16 protein-coding genes and 1 tRNA gene are annotated in these 17,358 nt (G+C 70.3%); 10 read left to right on the forward strand and 7 right to left on the reverse strand.

Annotated elements, in window-relative coordinates:
* Positions 1-74: 74 nt before the first annotated feature.
* Together ACZ7GZ_RS04615 and ACZ7GZ_RS04620 are read right to left on the reverse strand one after the other, a co-directional pair.
* Positions 75-602 (reverse strand): hypothetical protein, encoded by a 528-nt coding sequence (locus ACZ7GZ_RS04615; protein ID WP_471020918.1) that lies wholly within the window; start codon positions 600-602, stop codon positions 75-77.
* A gap of 180 nt (positions 603-782) precedes the next feature.
* Entirely contained in the window at positions 783-2,393 is a 1,611-nt protein-coding gene (locus ACZ7GZ_RS04620) for a beta-N-acetylhexosaminidase (RefSeq protein ID WP_471020919.1), read from the reverse strand.
* A gap of 62 nt (positions 2,394-2,455) precedes the next feature.
* Here ACZ7GZ_RS04620 and ACZ7GZ_RS04625 point away from each other — a divergent pair, with 62 nt between their 5' ends.
* Positions 2,456-3,328 (forward strand): DUF4429 domain-containing protein, encoded by an 873-nt coding sequence (locus ACZ7GZ_RS04625; protein WP_471020921.1) that lies wholly within the window; start codon positions 2,456-2,458, stop codon positions 3,326-3,328.
* 18 nt (positions 3,329-3,346) lie between these two features.
* Here ACZ7GZ_RS04625 and ACZ7GZ_RS04630 read toward each other — a convergent pair whose 3' ends face one another.
* Positions 3,347-4,912: a purple acid phosphatase family protein gene (locus tag ACZ7GZ_RS04630; RefSeq protein WP_471020922.1), complete on the reverse strand. Its 1,566-nt coding sequence runs from the start codon at positions 4,910-4,912 to the stop codon at positions 3,347-3,349.
* 166 nt (positions 4,913-5,078) lie between these two features.
* Here ACZ7GZ_RS04630 and ACZ7GZ_RS04635 point away from each other — a divergent pair, with 166 nt between their 5' ends.
* Both ACZ7GZ_RS04635 and glmS read left to right on the forward strand, forming a co-directional pair.
* On the forward strand, positions 5,079-5,336 hold the full coding sequence (locus tag ACZ7GZ_RS04635; RefSeq protein WP_471020923.1) for a hypothetical protein: 258 nt from the start codon (positions 5,079-5,081) through the stop codon (positions 5,334-5,336).
* Between the two features lie 12 nt (positions 5,337-5,348).
* Positions 5,349-7,166, forward strand: coding sequence for a glutamine--fructose-6-phosphate transaminase (isomerizing) (glmS, locus tag ACZ7GZ_RS04640; RefSeq protein ID WP_471020924.1), 1,818 nt, complete (start codon positions 5,349-5,351; stop codon positions 7,164-7,166).
* Between the two features lie 122 nt (positions 7,167-7,288).
* Here the strand turns inward: glmS and ACZ7GZ_RS04645 are convergent, their stop codons facing one another.
* Both ACZ7GZ_RS04645 and ACZ7GZ_RS04650 read right to left on the reverse strand, forming a co-directional pair.
* On the reverse strand, positions 7,289-7,831 hold the full coding sequence (locus tag ACZ7GZ_RS04645; RefSeq protein ID WP_471020925.1) for a hypothetical protein: 543 nt from the start codon (positions 7,829-7,831) through the stop codon (positions 7,289-7,291).
* Positions 7,832-7,967: 136 nt separating this feature from the next.
* Entirely contained in the window at positions 7,968-8,495 is a 528-nt protein-coding gene (locus ACZ7GZ_RS04650; RefSeq protein WP_471020926.1) for a universal stress protein, read from the reverse strand.
* Between the two features lie 314 nt (positions 8,496-8,809).
* Between ACZ7GZ_RS04650 and ACZ7GZ_RS04655 the strand changes: the two genes are divergently transcribed.
* The 4 genes from ACZ7GZ_RS04655 to ACZ7GZ_RS04670 all read left to right on the forward strand — a co-directional run bounded on the left by ACZ7GZ_RS04655 (position 8,810) and on the right by ACZ7GZ_RS04670 (position 11,642).
* Positions 8,810-9,100: a hypothetical protein gene (locus tag ACZ7GZ_RS04655; protein ID WP_471020927.1), complete on the forward strand. Its 291-nt coding sequence runs from the start codon at positions 8,810-8,812 to the stop codon at positions 9,098-9,100.
* 380 nt (positions 9,101-9,480) lie between these two features.
* A complete protein-coding gene (locus ACZ7GZ_RS04660) occupies positions 9,481-10,698 on the forward strand; it encodes a helix-turn-helix domain-containing protein (RefSeq protein ID WP_471020928.1) in 1,218 nt (405 codons plus the stop codon).
* 164 nt (positions 10,699-10,862) lie between these two features.
* Positions 10,863-11,465 (forward strand): oligoribonuclease, encoded by a 603-nt coding sequence (orn, locus tag ACZ7GZ_RS04665; protein WP_471020930.1) that lies wholly within the window; start codon positions 10,863-10,865, stop codon positions 11,463-11,465.
* A 104-nt stretch (positions 11,466-11,569) separates the two neighbouring features.
* Positions 11,570-11,642: transfer RNA gene (locus ACZ7GZ_RS04670), tRNA-His, on the forward strand.
* 1 nt (position 11,643) lies between these two features.
* Here the strand turns inward: ACZ7GZ_RS04670 and ACZ7GZ_RS04675 are convergent.
* Positions 11,644-13,119, reverse strand: coding sequence for an MFS transporter (locus ACZ7GZ_RS04675; RefSeq protein ID WP_471020932.1), 1,476 nt, complete (start codon positions 13,117-13,119; stop codon positions 11,644-11,646).
* Between the two features lie 82 nt (positions 13,120-13,201).
* On the opposite strand from ACZ7GZ_RS04675, the gene ACZ7GZ_RS04680 reads away from it, so the two are divergent.
* Both ACZ7GZ_RS04680 and ACZ7GZ_RS04685 read left to right on the forward strand, forming a co-directional pair.
* Positions 13,202-13,828: a TetR/AcrR family transcriptional regulator gene (locus tag ACZ7GZ_RS04680; RefSeq protein WP_471020934.1), complete on the forward strand. Its 627-nt coding sequence runs from the start codon at positions 13,202-13,204 to the stop codon at positions 13,826-13,828.
* Positions 13,825-14,406, forward strand: coding sequence for a signal peptidase II (locus ACZ7GZ_RS04685; RefSeq protein ID WP_471020936.1), 582 nt, complete (start codon positions 13,825-13,827; stop codon positions 14,404-14,406). Before ACZ7GZ_RS04680 ends, ACZ7GZ_RS04685 begins: the two co-directional genes overlap by 4 nt.
* A 49-nt stretch (positions 14,407-14,455) precedes the next feature.
* Here ACZ7GZ_RS04685 and ACZ7GZ_RS04690 read toward each other — a convergent pair whose 3' ends face one another.
* Positions 14,456-15,511, reverse strand: coding sequence for a LacI family DNA-binding transcriptional regulator (locus ACZ7GZ_RS04690; RefSeq protein WP_471020937.1), 1,056 nt, complete (start codon positions 15,509-15,511; stop codon positions 14,456-14,458).
* A 343-nt stretch (positions 15,512-15,854) separates the two neighbouring features.
* On the opposite strand from ACZ7GZ_RS04690, the gene ACZ7GZ_RS04695 reads away from it, so the two are divergent.
* Positions 15,855-17,189 carry an ABC transporter substrate-binding protein gene (locus ACZ7GZ_RS04695; protein WP_471020939.1) on the forward strand — a complete coding sequence of 445 codons (1,335 nt, stop codon included), beginning with the start codon at positions 15,855-15,857 and terminating at the stop codon, positions 17,187-17,189.
* Positions 17,190-17,358 lie beyond the last annotated feature (169 nt).

A 17,358-nucleotide genomic window follows, 5' to 3' on the forward strand; every position in this document is an offset into this window, starting at 1 on the left:
AGTACAAGCAGGCGCGACGGTGCTCGGTCCACCCGGACGCGGGTCACGTTCTCCCCCACACCTGGGCACGGCATTCAGCCCACCCACCCCCGCAACAACCCCTCCCGCTCCGCCCTTCGAGGCGACCCGCCTTCCCACGCCCGGCCCCACTCCGACATCGCCGCCAGCGTCGTCGCCATCGTCGCGGCGCCTTCCGTGAGGCGGGACAGGAGAGCGCGGGAGAGATCGACCTCCGTCTGGGAGTAGCCGACGGCCGCTGCGACGTACGCCCACAACTCGTGGTCACCGTCGGTCGATTCCACGTGTACCGTCATCGTCGGCGGGTCCTCGCCCGTCAGGCTGACGCCCCCGGACAGAGCCACGTCCAGCACCATGCCCAGAGCCAGGTCCTTGACCGCTCCGGCCTGCCGCTTCAGGGATTTCACGGGGACGTCCGCCACCGTCAGGGCATGCACGTCCTCCCACAGGTGGAGGCCGGACTGTCTGTCGCCGAGGGCCACCACGCCCTCGGGGGTCAGACGTACCCCGGGAGCCAGACCGGACGGCTTCGCGCCCAGGTACACGTCGCTCCCGGCGATGCAGAACAGCCCCACCATGGCCATGGGTGTGCTCACTCCCCGCGACGACGGCACCGCCGTCGTCCGACACATCAAACGATCAGGTCGTCCTCCGCAACGCGCGAAGGAGCCGGGGAGTTCCCGCCTCGCCGCCGGGCGGGAAACGGACGGGAGACGGGCGGGCGCCCCGGAGTACGGTCCTCCGGGGTGCCCGTCGGCGTGTGGTCAGCTCGTCGGCCAGGGGACCTGGGGCGACTTGTAGTAGGTGATGCCCAGGGCGTCCCAGCGCGGGGCCTGGGCCGCCAGGCGGACCTTGTACGTGTCCCAGTCGTGCGTGGCCGCCGGGGACCAGCCCAGTTCGGCGGCGCCGGGCAGGCGTGGGAACGCCATGTACTCGATGTCGGCGGACTGCTTCAGGGTCTCCGACCACAGGGGCGCCTCCACGCCCCGGACGGCCGAAGCCGGGGCGCCCGGCAGGTAGGCGCCCGGGTTCCAGTCGTACGACCGCTTGACCTCGACCAGGCCCGCCCAGTCCAGGCCCAGCTTGGTGTCCTTGGTGTACTTCATGTCGAGGTAGATCCGGTCGGCCGGGGAGAGGATCAGGCCGGTGCCGTTCTGGGCGGCCTTGGCGACCTGGTCCTTCTCCGCCGCGCTGGTGCTGTCCAGGCCCCAGTACTGGGCGAGGGCGCCCTGGGCCGGGTGGGCGCCGGTGAGCTGGTGCCAGCCGATGACCGTCTTGCCGTACTTGGCGACGATCGGCTGTACGCGGTCCATGAACGTCACGTAGTCGGTGTGGCTGGTGGAGTGCGCCTCGTCGCCGCCGATGTGGAGGTAGCGGCCGGGGGTGAGGGCGGCCAGCTCCCGGATCACGTCGTCCACGAAGTCGTAGGTGACCTGCTTGGACACGCACAGCGAGCTGAAGCCGACCTTCGTACCGGTGTACAGCGGGGGTGCCACGCCGTCGCAGTTGAGTTCGGCGTAGGAGGCGAGGGCCGCGTTGGTGTGGCCGGGCATGTCGATTTCGGGGACGACCTCCAGATAGCGGGAGGCCGCGTACCGGATGATCTCCTGGTACTGCGCCTTGGTGTAGTAACCGCCGGTGCCGCCGCCGACCTCGGTGGAGCCGCCGTAGGCGGCCAGGCGCGGCCAGGAGTCGAGGGCGATGCGCCAGCCCTGGTCGTCGCTGAGGTGCAGATGCAGCTCGTTGATCTTGTAGAGGGCCAGCTGGTCGATGTACCGCTTGACCTGGTCGACGGTGAGGAAGTGCCGGGAGACGTCGAGCATGGCGCCCCGGTAGGAGTAGCGGGGGCGGTCCTCCACGGTGCCGCCGGCGATCTGCCAGGGGCCGGTCTGTACGGTCTTCTTCTCGACGGCGGGCGGGAGGAGCTGACGCAGGGTCTGCACGCCGTGGAAGAGGCCGGCGGGGGCGCTCGCGGTGATGGTGACGCCGCCCGCGTCGCTGTGCAGCCGGTAGCCCTCGGCACCGAAGTCGCCCTCTGTGAGGTGGAGTCGGATGCCTGCGGTGCCGTGGTCGGCCAGCGGCAGCGGGTAGCCGGTGGAGGGCCGCAGGATGCCGGTGAGATACGCGCCGATCCGGCGGACCTCGGCGGAGTCGTCGACACGAACGCTTGTCGCCCGCGTGATGCGGTACGGCGTTCCGCCGGACGTGACGGAGACGGGTGCCGGGATCACCCGGTCCAGCGGGGTGGGGACAGCCGCCTTCGCCGCGGGTGCCGCCGGGGCGGCGCCGAGCGTGAACACACCGGCCGCCGCCACCAGCAGCAGCGATCCGAGGATGCGGGTGGTGCGGGGAGTCGTGCTGTGTGTGCGTCTCACATGCGCTCCCTTCAGATGTGGTCGAGACCACTCTCCCGCAGATCCGGTGAAACAATCCCTCCATGGCGGAAATCATCCAGAAGGACGGCACCTGGACCTTCGACGGCGACGCCCTGCGGCTCACCCCGGGCAGGGACAAGAACGTGAGCCTGCTCCGCCGGGAGCTGGGTGAACTCGTCGTGCCGTTGGGGGCGTTGGCCGGTGTCTCCTTCGAGCAGGGGCGGAGGTCGGGGCGGCTGCGGCTGCGGCTGAGAGACGGGGCCGATCCGCTGACGCAGGCCACCGGCGGCCGGCTCGGTGAGCCGCACGATCCCTACCAGCTGACCGTGGAGTCCGACCGGTACGGCGTCGCCGAGTACTTCGCGGACGAGGTGCGCAACGCGCTCCTGCTGGACGGTGTTTCACCGGATCCGGTCGCCGGCTATCTGCTGCCGGGGCCGTCGCTGCCGGTGTCCGCCTCCGCCGGGGACGGCATGGCGAGCTTCGACGGGGAGCGGGTGCGGCTGGAGTGGAACTGGAAGACCGAGAACGCCAAGGCGAACGTCGGCACCCGGACCATTCCGCTCGCGGACGTCCTCGGCGTGGAGTGGCAGCCGGCGGCCGGACTGGAGAACGGGCATCTGCGCTTCCTCGTGCGCGGTGCCCCGGTGACGGCGACGGCCAAGTACGACCCGAACGCGGTCGAGCTGTGGGGCTTCAAGAAGGACCCGCTGATGGCCCTGGTGGCCGCCGCCGTACAGGCCCGGCTGCCGCATCCCGCCGCGGCGGGGCCGGACACGCCGGCGGATGTGCCGGTGCTCGACAAGGCGTCCGCCGAGAGCGACCACGACGCCCTGCTGCGCCGCCTGCGCGAGCTGGGCGAACTGCACCGCGAGGGGGTCCTGACCGAGGAGGAGTTCAGCCTGGCCAAGCAGGCGGTCCTCAAGCGGATGTGAGGACCGCCCGCCGGATCCTCACTTCGCCGTGCGGGACACCGTGAAGTGGTCGATGCGGTCGCCGGTCTCGGCGATGCCCGACACCGTCAGGGTGGTCTGGCGGCCCCTCGGCGCGGGGGTGACGTCCACGCGCAGGAAGGAGTAGTTGAGGTAGCGCACCCGGGACCAGGTGACGGTCTCGTTGACCTTGCCGTCCTTGGTGTTGACGAAGGAGGCGACCGAGTCCACCTCGTGCTCGTGGCCCTCGTAGGAGTCCGGGGCGGTGAAGGCGTACAGGCTGCGGCCCGCCGCGCCGGCGGTGACGTAGACCACGCCCTCGGTCTCGGGGTAGGCGGTGCCGCCGATCGGGAGCTTCTTGGTGACGGCGCCGGCCTTGATGACGTCGGTGCGCTCGTACTGGTGGTTGTGGCCGTTGATGACCAGGTCGACCTGGTACTTCTCGAACAGCGGCACCCACTCCTGGCGCACGCCCCCCTCCGAGGCGTGCGCCGTGGACGTGCAGTACGCGCAGTGGTGGAAGAACACGACGATGAAGTCGATGTCGTCACAGGCCCGGTACTTCTTCAGCTGGGCCTCGAACCACGTGGTCTGGGTTCCGCCGGATATGCCCAGGTTCGCCGGGATTTCGAAGGAGACGTCGTTCGGGTCCAGCGAGATGACCGCGGTGTTGCCGTGGACGAAGGAGTAGACGCCGGGCAGGTTCCTGGCGTCCGGGCCGTTGTCCGGCAGGGTCCAGCGGGCCTCCTCGCCGCCGTAGCCGTTGGGCGAGTACCAGGCCTCCATGTCGTGGTTGCCGTAAGAGACCATCCACGGGATCTGCTTGGCGACCGACTCGGTCTGGGCGAGGAACTGGTCCCAGGTGCGCGAGTCGAAGCCGGTGTCGGTGGTCTTGCCCTGGCCGGCCGGGTCGCCGTAGGCGATGTCGCCCGCGTGCAGGTGGAAGGACGGGTTCTGGCCGAGGATCAGGCTGTCGTTGGCCAGGGCGTGATAGCTGACGCCCTGGTCGCCGAAGGCGGTGAAGGTGAACGGCGCCTTGTGGGCGGGGGCGGTGGTGAAGGTGCCCAGGGTGCCCAGCAGATGGCGCTCGGCCGGGTCGAAGCCCTCGTGGCCCACGCCGTAGTAGTACGTCTTGCCGGGGCGCAGGTGGGTGAGCCGGGCGTGCAGGTAGTACTGCGTGTGGTCGCCGCTCGCGCCGACACCGGCCGGGGTGTAGAGGCTGCGGACCTCGGCCTCGATCTTGCGGGAGAGGTCCCAGGGGTGGGCACCGATGCGGATGAACGGCTTCCGCACGGCGACGGGGACCTGCCAGGAGACGGTCATCTCCGTGCGGGGGTCGTTGCCGTAGGCGAGGTGGCGGCCGAAGGGGGCGACGAGGGCGCCGTCGACCGTCTCGGCGGCGGGGGCGGTCCGCTGCGTCGGCACCGCCGCCCGGGCCGCGGCGCCCGGCACGAACGAGCCACCCGCGACGGCGCCGAGCGTGACGGCACCGCCTCTGATCATGGTGCGCCGCGAGAATCTGGCGCGCAGGTACTCGTGCTGCTCGGCCATGCCCATGCGCGCGGCCAGCTTCTCGGGTACTCCCATACGAGGAATGTCCATGGCGTCCGAAACTCGTGGGTCCGGGCAACGAGACGCAGGACACAGAGTGGACGGCTTGCGAACAGAGATCCAACAGCACTCACGACGGACGTCTGCCCGAAATCGGGCACGTTTCTTGCGAAACCGTGCCTCGTACCCCAGGATCTACCGGGTGCACGACGAACTCGTTGATCATCTGACGCGGTCCTCACCCCTGGCCAGGGGTGAGGCGTTGCGGGTGATCCAGGACGTGCTCGCCTACTTCGACGAGTCGGCGGAGGACTACGTCCGTCGCCGTCACCGCGAACTGCAGGCCCAGGGACTGGTCAACGCCGAGATCTTCGAACGGATCTCGACGGACCTCAAGTACCGAGCGGTGGCGCCGCCCGAGCTGACGCTCAGGCAGCTGCGCCGCATCGTCTACGGCTAGGAATACCTATATATGTGCGGAATTGTCGGATACATCGGGAAGCGTGACGTGGCCCCGCTGCTGCTCGAAGGCCTGCAGCGGCTGGAATACCGTGGCTACGACTCCGCGGGCATCGTCGTCACCTCCCCGAAGGCGCCCGGCCTGAAGATGGTCAAGGCCAAGGGCCGGGTGCGCGACCTGGAGGCCAAGGTCCCGGCGCGCTTCAAGGGCACCACCGGCATCGCCCACACCCGCTGGGCCACCCACGGCGCCCCCTCCGACGTCAACGCCCACCCGCACATGTCGGCCGACAACAAGGTCGCCGTCGTCCACAACGGCATCATCGACAACGCCGCCGACCTGCGCCGCAAGCTGGAGGCGGACGGTGTCGAGTTCCTCTCCGAGACCGACACCGAGGTGCTCACCCACCTCATCGCCCGCGCCACGGCGGAGAAGCTGGAGGACAAGGTCCGCCAGGCGGTCCGGGTGATCGAGGGCACGTACGGCATCGCCGTGCTGCACGCCGACTTCCCCGACCGGATCGTGGTGGCCCGCAACGGCTCTCCCGTCGTCCTCGGCATCGGCGAGAAGGAGATGTTCGTCGCCTCCGACATCGCCGCCCTGGTCATGCACACCCGTCAGATAGTGACTCTGGACGACGGCGAGATGGCCACGCTCAAGGCCGACGACTTCCGCACCTACACCACCGAGGGCACGCGCACCACCGCCGAGCCCACGACCGTGGAGTGGGAGGCCGAGTCGTACGACATGGGCGGCCACGACACCTACATGCACAAGGAGATCTTCGAGCAGGCCGACGCCGTGGACCGCGTGCTGCGCGGCCGCATCGACGACCGCTTCTCCACCGTGCACCTCGGCGGCCTCAACCTGGACGCGCGGGAGGCCCGGCAGATCCGCCGTGTGAAGATCCTCGGCTGCGGCACCTCGTACCACGCGGGCATGATCGGCGCCCAGATGATCGAGGAGCTGGCCCGTATCCCGGCGGACGCCGAGCCGGCGTCGGAGTTCCGCTACCGCAACGCGGTCGTCGACCCCGACACCCTGTACGTGGCCGTCTCCCAGTCCGGTGAGACGTACGACGTCCTCGCCGCCGTCCAGGAGCTGAAGCGCAAGGGCGCCAAGGTCTTCGGCGTCGTCAACGTCGTCGGCTCGGCGATCGCCCGCGAGGCGGACGCCGGGATCTACGTCCACGCGGGCCCCGAGGTCTGCGTGGTCTCGACGAAGTGCTTCACGAACATGACGGTGGCCTTCGCCCTGCTCGCCCTGCACCTGGGCCGCACCCGCGACCTCTCGGTCCGCGACGGCAAGCGGATCATCCAGGGCCTGCGCAGGCTGCCCGAGCAGATCACCGAGATCCTCAAGCAGGAGGAACAGATCAAGGAGCTGGCCGAGCAGTACGCCGACGCCCGCTCGATGCTCTTCATCGGCCGCGTCCGGGGCTACCCGGTGGCCCGCGAGGCCTCCCTGAAGCTCAAGGAGGTCTCCTACATCCACGCCGAGGCCTACCCCGCCTCCGAGCTGAAGCACGGCCCGCTGGCCCTGATCGAGCCGGCCCTGCCGACGGTGGCGATCGTCCCCGACGACGACCTGCTGGAGAAGAACCGCGCGGCCCTGGAGGAGATCAAGGCCCGCAGCGGCAAGATCCTCGCGGTGGCCCACCAGCACCAGGACAAGGCGGACCAGACGATCGTCGTGCCGAAGAACGAGGACGAACTGGACCCCATCCTGATGGGCATCCCGCTCCAGCTGCTGGCCTACCACACGGCCAAGGCCCTGGGCCGGGACATAGACAAGCCGAGGAACCTCGCCAAGTCGGTGACGGTGGAATAGCCGACCCGAAGGGGCGCCGGGAGCCGCGCGGCCGGCCCCCACGCACCCGCACCGGCGCGACAACGGAACGGACCCCCGCGTGTGCCACCGGCACGCGGGGGTCCGTTCGGTGCCGCTACCTCTCAGCCGGTGGCCGTCACCCCCCGGCCGGCGGCACGCCCGGGAAGAGCCGTCGGCCAGTGGGCCAGCGCAGCGGTGGCCGCGTACCAGGCCACCGCACCGGAGACCGCGGCGACCCAGCCCCCGACCTTGGCCAACGACGAGCTGTCGGCGAAGGCCGCGACGGCCAGCACGAGCATCGCCAGGAACAGCAGACCGTGCATGAGCTGACCGAGGCCGTCCCCGCCCGCGAGGGTCAACGTGAGCGCCACGAGGGCGAACAGAAGCAGGAAGAGCCCTGCCGCGTTGGCGGCGGAGTGACCGCCGACCGCCCAGGTGAACCACAGCGCGCCGAGGGCCGCGAAGCCCGTACCGGAGGCGCCGTCACCACCGCGGAAGGCCAGCAGGCCGACCAGGAACAGGGCAACTCCGCCCACGTAGTGGGCCACTGACACGGCGTCGGACGCGGCCACACCGTGGATCACGCCTGTCGTACCGAGGCCGAACGCCAACAGGGTTATTCCCAGGGCGAGTCGGCCGACCACCGTAGTACTTCCGTTGTCCACGGCGGGCTCCCTTCATGCTGTGCAGTTGCGCGGTGACCGGTATATGCCCTTCACAAGGGCACAAACCACCTCTACGCACGAGTAGTTTCGCGCTGTACAAAGGGAGTTGCCGCGCTGCACCAGGAAGTGGGGAGCGTCAGGGAATGACGATCACGGGCCGCTGGGCCCGCTTGGCGAGCCGCCCCGCGACGGAGCCGAAGATCCGGCCGACGATGCCGTGCGTGGAGCCGACGACGATCGCGTCCGCCTCGTACTCCTTGCCGACCTCTTCCAGCTCGTGGCAGATGTCGCCGCCGCGCTCCACCAGGATCCACGGGACCTCGGCCAGATAGTCCGCGCACGCCAGCTCGAGACCGAGGACCTCGGTGCGGTGGTCCGGCACGTCGACGAAGACGGGCGGCTCGCAGCCGGCCCACACGGTGGTCGGCAGCCGGTTGGCGACATGGACGATGATCAGGCCGGAGCGGGAGCGGTGGGCCATGCCGATGGCGTAGGCCAGGGCGCGTTCACTGGATGTGGAGCCGTCGAAGCCGACGACGACTCCGTGCCGGAAGGCGGGGTCGCAAGACGGACGTGACTCTTCCGCCGCCAGGGGATCGGCCGCCGTGGGGTCGGCGACCGGCCGCTTGCGGTCCGCTGGTTCGAAGAATTCGTGACCGGCCATGGCTGTCTCGGCGTTGTGATCCTTTATGGGTGGGACGACAGTGTGCGGCGGAGCTGTGTCCGGGAAACATCTTCCCAACCCCATACCCCCAAGGGTACGGCGGCACGCCTCCTGAGCCCAGTTCCCGCGCACGCTCCGTAAGCGGTCCCCGACATCCGTAGGGGTTCACCGGAGCATGCACGAGCCGCGCCCGTAACGCAATGGTTGCTGCCCCGTACAGGCGGTTTGCTCAGGATTCACAGACGTACGGCCGGTGACCGACCGCTCGAACAGACGTTGAACGGGGTGAGCCACCGCCACAGGGAGTACGAGTGATGCCCGGTCCCCGATCCACCTCCGATCCGCATCCCGCGTCGGACACCGTGAGTGATGTGATCCGCTGGGCCGCCTTCAGCTGCGTCCTCGTCCCGGTGGTCCTGGTTTGGTACGGCACCTCGCTGGCCGGCGCGGCGGGCGCGGCGCTGGGACTGGCCGCCGTCACGGCCGTGTGCCGGATCCTGCTGCGCCGGTCCGAGCGGTGCGCCGAGCGGAGCGGGCGCGGTCGCAGGCGTTGCCCGAAGCAAAGAGGTGGACGTCACACGCGTAGGCGGACACCGGTCGACTGACCTGTTTCCGTACCCCCGAACGCATCTTTTCAGCCAACTTCTGAATGTCGCCCCACAGGGCCTCCAACCACCCTCCAACCCCCGTTCGACCTGCACGGAAAGGGTCTACGGGCAGTTGCGCACCCTACGCGGTTTGGCCACTGCGACAAGGCGCACTTCCCTCCACGCTCCGCGAGTGCAACGCTTCGTGATCGAATGCTTCACGCCAAGTTGTCATGTCGACAAACTGGGGCGTGTGGAACTGGTCACCGTGAGACCGCGGGAACCAGTAGATTTCGATCTTGACTGTCTTTACGGCGGGGGACTCGTGCAGGACCGAGGGGAAACGTGCAGGAGCGACACAACCGAGGAGCCGCGACCACCGAGGGGGGCTTAGCAGTATGAGCCACGACTCCACTGCCACGCCGGAAGCCGCGGCCCGGAAACTCTCCGGGCGCCGCCGCAAGGAGATCGTCGCGGTGCTGCTGTTCAGCGGCGGCCCCATCTTCGAGAGTTCCATTCCGCTGTCGGTGTTCGGAATCGACCGCCAGGACGCCGGCGTCCCGCGCTACCGACTGCTGGTGTGCGCCGGGGAAGAGGGCCCGCTGCGGACCACAGGGGGCCTGGAACTCACCGCGCCGCATGGGCTGGAGGCGATATCGCGCGCCGGGACGGTCGTCGTACCGGCCTGGCGTTCGATCACCGCGCCGCCACCGGAGGAGGCACTCGACGCGCTGCGCCGGGCGCATGAGGAGGGTGCCCGGATCGTCGGGCTGTGCACGGGCGCGTTCGTGCTCGCGGCGGCCGGACTGCTGGACGGCCGCCCGGCGACCACCCACTGGATGTACGCGCCGACGCTGGCCAAGCGCTATCCGTCGGTGCACGTCGATCCACGGGAGCTGTTCGTCGACGACGGTGATGTGCTCACGTCGGCGGGTACCGCGGCCGGAATCGATCTCTGTCTCCACATCGTGCGGACGGACCACGGCAACGAGGCGGCCGGCGCGCTCGCCCGGCGCCTGGTGGTCCCACCGCGCCGCAGCGGCGGTCAGGAGCGCTATCTCGACAGATCTTTACCAGAGGAGATCGGCGCCGACCCGCTCGCCGAGGTCGTCGCCTGGGCGCTGGAACACCTCCACGAGCAGTTCGACGTGGAGACCCTGGCGGCACGCGCCTATATGAGCCGCCGTACGTTCGACCGCCGGTTCCGCTCGCTGACGGGCAGCGCGCCGCTGCAATGGCTGATCACGCAGCGTGTGCTCCAGGCACAACGCCTGCTGGAGACGTCGGACTACTCCGTGGACGAGGTGGCGGGCCGGTGCGGCTTCCGCTCCCCCGTCGCGCTGCGCGGGCACTTCCGCCGCCAGCTCGGCTCGTCCCCCGCCGCCTACCGGGCCGCCTACCGGGCCCGCAGGCCGCAGGCCGACAAGCCCGCCGACCCGGAGCCACCGGTGCACGCCGTCGGCCAGCCGGGCGGCCCCATGGGCCTGCCGGGCCCCGGGCCGATGGGCCACGCACCCGTTCTGCACCCGGACCGCGACAGCGGGGTACCGATGCAGAGCCGCCGTACGGCGGCGGGCGCGGTGGGGCTGCTGCCGGGGCCGCGGAGCGGTAGCTGAGAAGGAGGGGGCGAGCATGTGCTCGCCCCCTCCTTCTCTTCTCAGCGCCCCGAAGGGGCGCCGGGAACCGCGCGAGCGACCCGGACGGCGCCGCGGACCGCGGATGCCCTTTCCCGCGGAGCACAGGGCACCACAAAAGCTCAGGCCAGCCTTAGGGTGGTCGCATGAACGATCGCATGGTGTGGATCGACTGCGAGATGACCGGCCTCTCGCTGTCCGACGACGCTCTCATCGAGGTGGCCGCCCTCGTCACCGACTCCGAGCTGAACGTACTCGGCGAGGGGGTGGACATCGTCATCCGCCCGCCGGAGCAGGCACTGGAGACGATGCCGGAGGTGGTGCGTCAGATGCACACCGCGTCCGGGCTGCTCGCCGAACTGGAGAACGGTACGACCCTCCAGGACGCCGAGGAGCAGGTCCTCGCCTATGTGAAGGAGTACGTGAAGGAGCCCGGCAAGGCCCCGCTGTGCGGCAACTCCGTCGGCACCGACCGCGGCTTCCTGGAGCGGGACATGGCGGCCCTGGAGAGCTACCTGCACTACCGGATCGTGGACGTCTCCAGCATCAAGGAGCTGGCCCGCCGCTGGTACCCGAGGGCGTACTTCAACAGCCCGGAGAAGAACGGCAACCACCGGGCCCTCGCCGACATCCGCGAGTCGATCGCCGAGCTGCGCTACTACCGCGAGGCCATCTTCGTCCCGCAGCCCGGCCCGGACTCCGACACCGCGAAGGCGATCGCCGCCAAGCACGTCCTGCCCGCGCGATAGCGCTGAAGGGGGGCTCGCGAAAACGTGTGCGCGAGCACCCCTTCGGACCCTGTAGACTTCTTCTCGGCCGGTCGGGGAAACGACAAGTTCCACTACCGGTCATGGTGGGTGTAGCTCAGCTGGTAGAGCACCTGGTTGTGGTCCAGGATGCCGCGGGTTCGAGTCCCGTCACTCACCCTCACCGACCAGCCGGTGACTCCGTCGCGAGACGGGTCACCGGCTGGTTCTTTTGTGCCGTACTGCCGGACCCGCCCCTCAGCGGGACCTCCCGCACCAGCAGCGCCAGGACGAAGGCCACCGCGCACACCCCGGCCGTGGTCAGGAAGATGTGCCGGGTGCCGGCCGCCACCGCGTGCCGGTACGCCTCCCCCGTCGCCGTGGCCGGCACCGCCCGGGTGAACAGCGAGCCGAAGACGGCCACACCCACCGAGCCGCCGAGGGTGCGGAACAGATTCGTCGCCGCCATGGCCGCCCCCATGTCCCGCAGGTCCACACTGTTCTGCGCGAGCGTGGTGGCCATCTGCGTCGTGAAGCCCAGGCCGAGGCCGACGAGGGCCATCCAGCAGCCGGCGGTGAGACGGGAGGTGCCCGTGTCCATCGTGGCGAGCGCCACGGTGCCGGCCGTCAGCAGCAGGGTGCCGAGCACCGGGAACACCTTGGACCGGCCGGTGCGGGACATCACCTTCCCGGCGAGCTGGGAAGCGATCACCACCGGGACCATCATCGGCAGCAGGAGCAGCCCGGAGCCGGTCGCGGTGGCGCCCTGCACGGACTGCTGGAACAGGGGCAGATAGAGCGCCGAGCCGAACATCACCACACCGACGGCCGCCAACAGGCCGATGGCGAGCGGGAAGTTGCGGTGCCCGGTGAACACGCGGGGCGGCAGCAGGGGTTCGGTCACGCGCCGCTCCACGATGACGAACGCCACCGCACCGAGGACGGCCACCGCGCCCAGGGCGAGGATCGGCCAGGACGTCCAGGCGTACGTCGTACCGGCCCAGGTCGCCGCGAGGACCGCCGCGCCCGTGGTGGCCGCGAGGACGGCGATGCCCGCCCAGTCGATGCGCGGCCGGGGCTGCGGTTCCCGCGCCGGCGGCCGCAGCGTCAGCTGGAGCCAGACCAGGGCGACGATCCCGATCGGCAGATTGACGTAGAACGCCCAGCGCCAGCCGAGGTGCCCGGTGACCAGGCCGCCGACCAGGGGCCCGCCGACCACGCCGAGGGCCATCACGGAGGCGGTCATGCCCTGGTAGCGGCCCAGCTCCCGGGGCGGCACGAGGATGCCGGTCATGGCGAACCCGCCGGCGGCGAGCCCGCCCGCGCCGATGCCCTGCAGGGCGCGGAACCCGATCAGCTGGGTCATCGAGTGGGCGGCGCCGGCCAGCAGCGAGGCCAGCAGGAAGAGCGCGACCGAGGCGAGGAAGACGCGCTTGCGGCTGTACAGATCACCGAGCTTGCCCCAGACGGGAGTCGAGACGGCGGTGGCGAGGGTGTACGCGGTGACGACCCAGGAGACGTGCTCCAGGCCGCCGAGGTCGCGGACGATCGTCGGCGTCGCCGTACCGACGATGTTGTTGTCGAGCATGGCCAGCAGCATGGCGAGCATCACGCCGAGCAGCGTCCAGCGGACGTTCTTGGGAGGTGGTGTGGTCATGCGGCCCAGAAAAGCACACCGACTCACTAAGTGCAATGAGTCAACTTTTTGTCTGGGGCAACCGGGCGGGTAGGCTACGGCCATGACGGAGACGACAGGAGCAACGGAGCCGGCGGAGCCGATGGGCCGCCGCGAACGCAAGAAGGCCGCCACCCGCCAGGCCCTGGCGGACGCGGCGCTGAAGCTGTTCCTGGAGCACGGCTTCGACGCGGTCAGCATCAGGGACATCGCGGAGGCGGCCGACGTCTCCACGACGACCCTGTTCAAGCACTTCCCGAGCAAGGAAGCGCTGCTGTTCGACATGGACGAGGACGTGGAACAGGCGCTGGTCGCGGCCGTACGCGACCGAGCCCCCGGCACCCCGCTCATCCAGGCGCTGCGCGCGCACATGCTGCGGGCGCGGGCGTTCAAGGCCGAGTACGCCGAGCAGATCGCCGCGTTCCAGCGGCTGGTCACCAGCACCCCCGCCCTTGTGGAGTACCACCGGCGCATGTGGATGCGGCACGAACGCGCCCTGGCCGAGGCGATCGCCGCCGACACCGGCGCGCCCGCCGACGACCCGGCCTGCGCCGCCCTGGCCCATCTGGCTCTGGAATCCCGAGCGCTCGCCACGGCCACCCCCGACCGGGTCGCCGCCGTCAACGCGGCCTTCGATCTGCTGGAGCGTGGCTGGGAGGCCGTGTCGGGCGCAAAGGGGCGGAAGGCGTGACATCGGACGTTCAGGCCGCGGGCGCGGAGGGCGCCGGGGGAAAACGGCGGATCTCGCTGCTCCTGGTGGTGGCGGGACTCGCCTATGCGATCGACCTGGGCAGCAAGCTGCTCGTCGTCGCACGGCTGGAGCACCACGCCCCGGTCGAGGTCATCGGCAGCTGGCTGGAACTGCGGGTCTCCCGGAACGCGGGCGCCGCGTTCGGCATGGGCACGGCGATGACCTTCGTGTTCACGGCCATCGCCGCGGCGGTCGTCGGCGTCATCGCCCGGCTGGCGCGCAAGCTGCGCAGCGCCCCGTGGGCCGTGGCCCTCGGACTGCTGCTGGGCGGCGCGCTGGGAAACCTGACCGACCGCCTCTTCCGCGTGCCCGGCGGCCTGCAGGGCGCGGTGGTCGACTTCGTCGCCGTCCGCGGCTTCAGCGTGATGAACCTGGCGGACTGGGCGATCGTCTGCGGCGGGGTGCTGATGGTGCTCTTCTCATTCCTGGGCTGGGAATTGAGCGGCACCGCACCACGCGACGTCACCACGGACCACCTCTCCGGCAGCCACCCGACGTCACAGACCGATCCGAGGTGACCGAGCCTGTCCGTGCGCTCCCGCATCCCGTCCACCCCCACACGGCCCCCTACGACGACGCCCGTGTCACCAACTCCGTGGGCAGCACCGCGTGCTGCCGCTCCGGCCCCCGGGACTGGGACGGGCGGCGGCCGGCGACCTCCGCGAGGAGCAGGTCGATCATCGCGCGGCCCATCTCCTCGATGGGCTGGCGCACGCTGGTGAGCGGCGGGTCCATGTGGCGGGCGATGGCGGAGTCGTCGTAGCCGACCAGCGCCACGTCGTCCGGGATGCGGCGGCCCGCCTCACGCAGCACCTGCCGGGCGCCGGCCGCCATCACGTCCGAGCCGGCGAAGACCGCGTCCAGGTCCGGGCACTGATCCAGCAGCACGGTCATGGCCCGGCGACCGCCCTCCTCCGTGAAGTCCCCCGGCTCGACGAGCAGTTCGTCCACCGCCCGGCCCGCGTCACGCAGGGCGTCGCGGTAGCCGTCGACGCGCCGCTGGGCGCCGTAGACGTCGGGGCGGCCGGTGATGTGGGCGATGCGGGAGCGGCCCCGGGACAGCAGGTGCTCCACCGCCGAGCGGGCGCCGCCGTAGTTGTCCGAGTCCACCGAGGTGAGCGACTCGCCGGCCGAGCGGGGGCCGCTGATCACGGCCGGGATCTCCAGCTGGGCCAGCAGGTCGGGCAGGGGGTCGTCGGCGTGGACCGAGACGAGCAGGACGCCGTCCACGCGATGGGCCGCCAGGTACTGCGCGAGGCGCCGCCGCTCCCGGTCACTGCCCGCGAAGATCAGCAGCAACTGCATCTCGGTGTCGGAGAGCTGGGAGCCGACACCGCGCAGCATGTCCGAGAAGTACGGCTCGGCGAAGAACCGGGTCTCCGGCTCGGGGACCACGAGAGCGATGGCGTCGGTGCGGTTGGCCGCGAGGGCGCGGGCCGCCGTGTTGGGGACGTAGCCGAGTTCGGCCACGGCCGCCTGGACCGCGGCGCGGGTGGCGTCGCTGACCCGGGGCGAGCCGTTGATCACCCGCGAGGCCGTGCCCCGGCCGACCCCGGCCCGGGCGGCGACCTCCTCGAGCGTGGGCCGGCCCCCGCCGCGGCCCCGCGCTCCGTGGCTTGCCATGGGCTCCGCCTTTCTCGCCGCCATCCTCTGTGCCGGCCTGGAATGTAACAGCACCGTTCGCTGCGGCCGGACGGGCTGGATACCGGCGACCGGCGCCTGGAAAATACCGGACGGCACCGGCCCGCTTAACGGGCCGATAACTGAACGCAGTTGCCGCCGTCCGCTCCCTTGACACCCCGCCGCGGACCGACGACTCTTCAACACATCACAGGTGGGAGCGCTCCCACAGTACCTGACACCCACACAACCCGCACGTTCCCCGCCCGAGCCGCAGCGAGTACGAACGGGCCCGATTCCATGCAGTTGGCCGGGGGGTCGGCACGTCAGGCAACAGGAGGACGCAATGCGCACGAGCATCCGCCGGTCCCAGCGGCTGATGGCCCTCGCGGCCGTGGCCGCACTGACCACGGGGCTGCTGGCCGGCTGTGCCAAGGACTCGGACGACGGATCGTCCAACGACTCGGACGGCGGCGGAAACGGCAGTGGCAAGGGCAAGACCACGCTGACCATCGGGACCTTCGGCGTCTTCGGCTACCAGCAGGCCGGCCTCTACGACGAGTACATGAGGCTGCATCCGGACATCAACATCAAGGAGAACGTCACCACCCGTACCGACGTGTACTGGCCGAAGGTGCTCACCCGCCTCCAGGCCGGCTCCGGCACGGACGACATCGAGGCCATCGAGATCGGCAACATCACCGAGGCCGTGCAGACCCAGGCGGACAAGTTCGTGGACCTCGGCAAGGAGGTCGACAAGTCGCAGTGGCTGGACTGGAAGAACGCCCAGGCCACCACCAAGGACGGCAAGCTCATCGGGCTCGGGACCGACACCGGGCCGATGGCCATCTGCTACCGCAAGGACCTGTTCCGGCAGGCCGGACTGCCGACCGACCGGACCAGGCTCGCCCAGATGTGGAAGGGCGACTGGAGCAAGTACGTCGACGTCGGCAAGCAGTACATGAAGAAGGCGCCCAAGGGCACCAAGTTCGTGGACTCCGCCGCCTCCGTCTACATGGCCGCGGTGGGCGGCGCGAGCGAGCGGTACTACGACAAGGGCGGCAACGTCGTCTGGGACAAGTCCGAGGGCGTGAAGAAGGCCTGGGACGCCGCCATGACCGTCGCCACCAGCGACATGTCGGCGAAGCTCAAGCAGTTCGACCCGACCTGGGACCAGGGATTCGCCAACGGCAGCTTCGCCTCCGTCGCCTGCCCGGCCTGGATGATCGGCTACATCGAGCAGAAGTCCGGTGACTCCGGCAAGGGCAAGTGGGACGTGGCGGCGGCGCCGGCGGCGTCCAACTGGGGCGGCTCCTTCCTCGGCGTGCCGACCGCGGCCAAGCACCAGAAGGAGGCCGTCGCGCTGGCGAAGTGGCTGACCGCGCCCGAGCAGCAGGCGAAGGTCTTCGCCAAGCAGGCCAGCTTCCCGTCGATCCCGTCGGTGTACCCGAGCCTGAAGCCGCAGCCCGACACCACGGCGTACTTCTCCGGCGCCCCGATCACCCGGATCTTCTCCGACTCGGCGAAGACCATCCCGGCGCAGCCCCTCGGCCCCAAGGACAAGCCGATCGACACCGCGATCAGCGACATCGGCATCCTCCAGGTCGAGCAGAAGGGCAAGTCGCCCGCGCAGGGCTGGGACGCCGCGGCCAAGGAGATCAAGGACGTGCTCGGCCAGTGACCAGCCCCAAGCAGGCTCTCGCGCACTCCGCGTCGAGCGCCGGCGGGGGGGGGGGGGGGGCGCCGGGGGGGGGGGGGGGGGGGCGGGGGGGTGGGGGGGGGGGGGGGGGAGGAAAGCGGAGAGAACAAGTGTGTATCACGGGGAAGAAAGGGGGGCGGCTCGGAGTTCG

This window comes from Streptomyces sp. NPDC037288 (assembly GCF_055603265.1).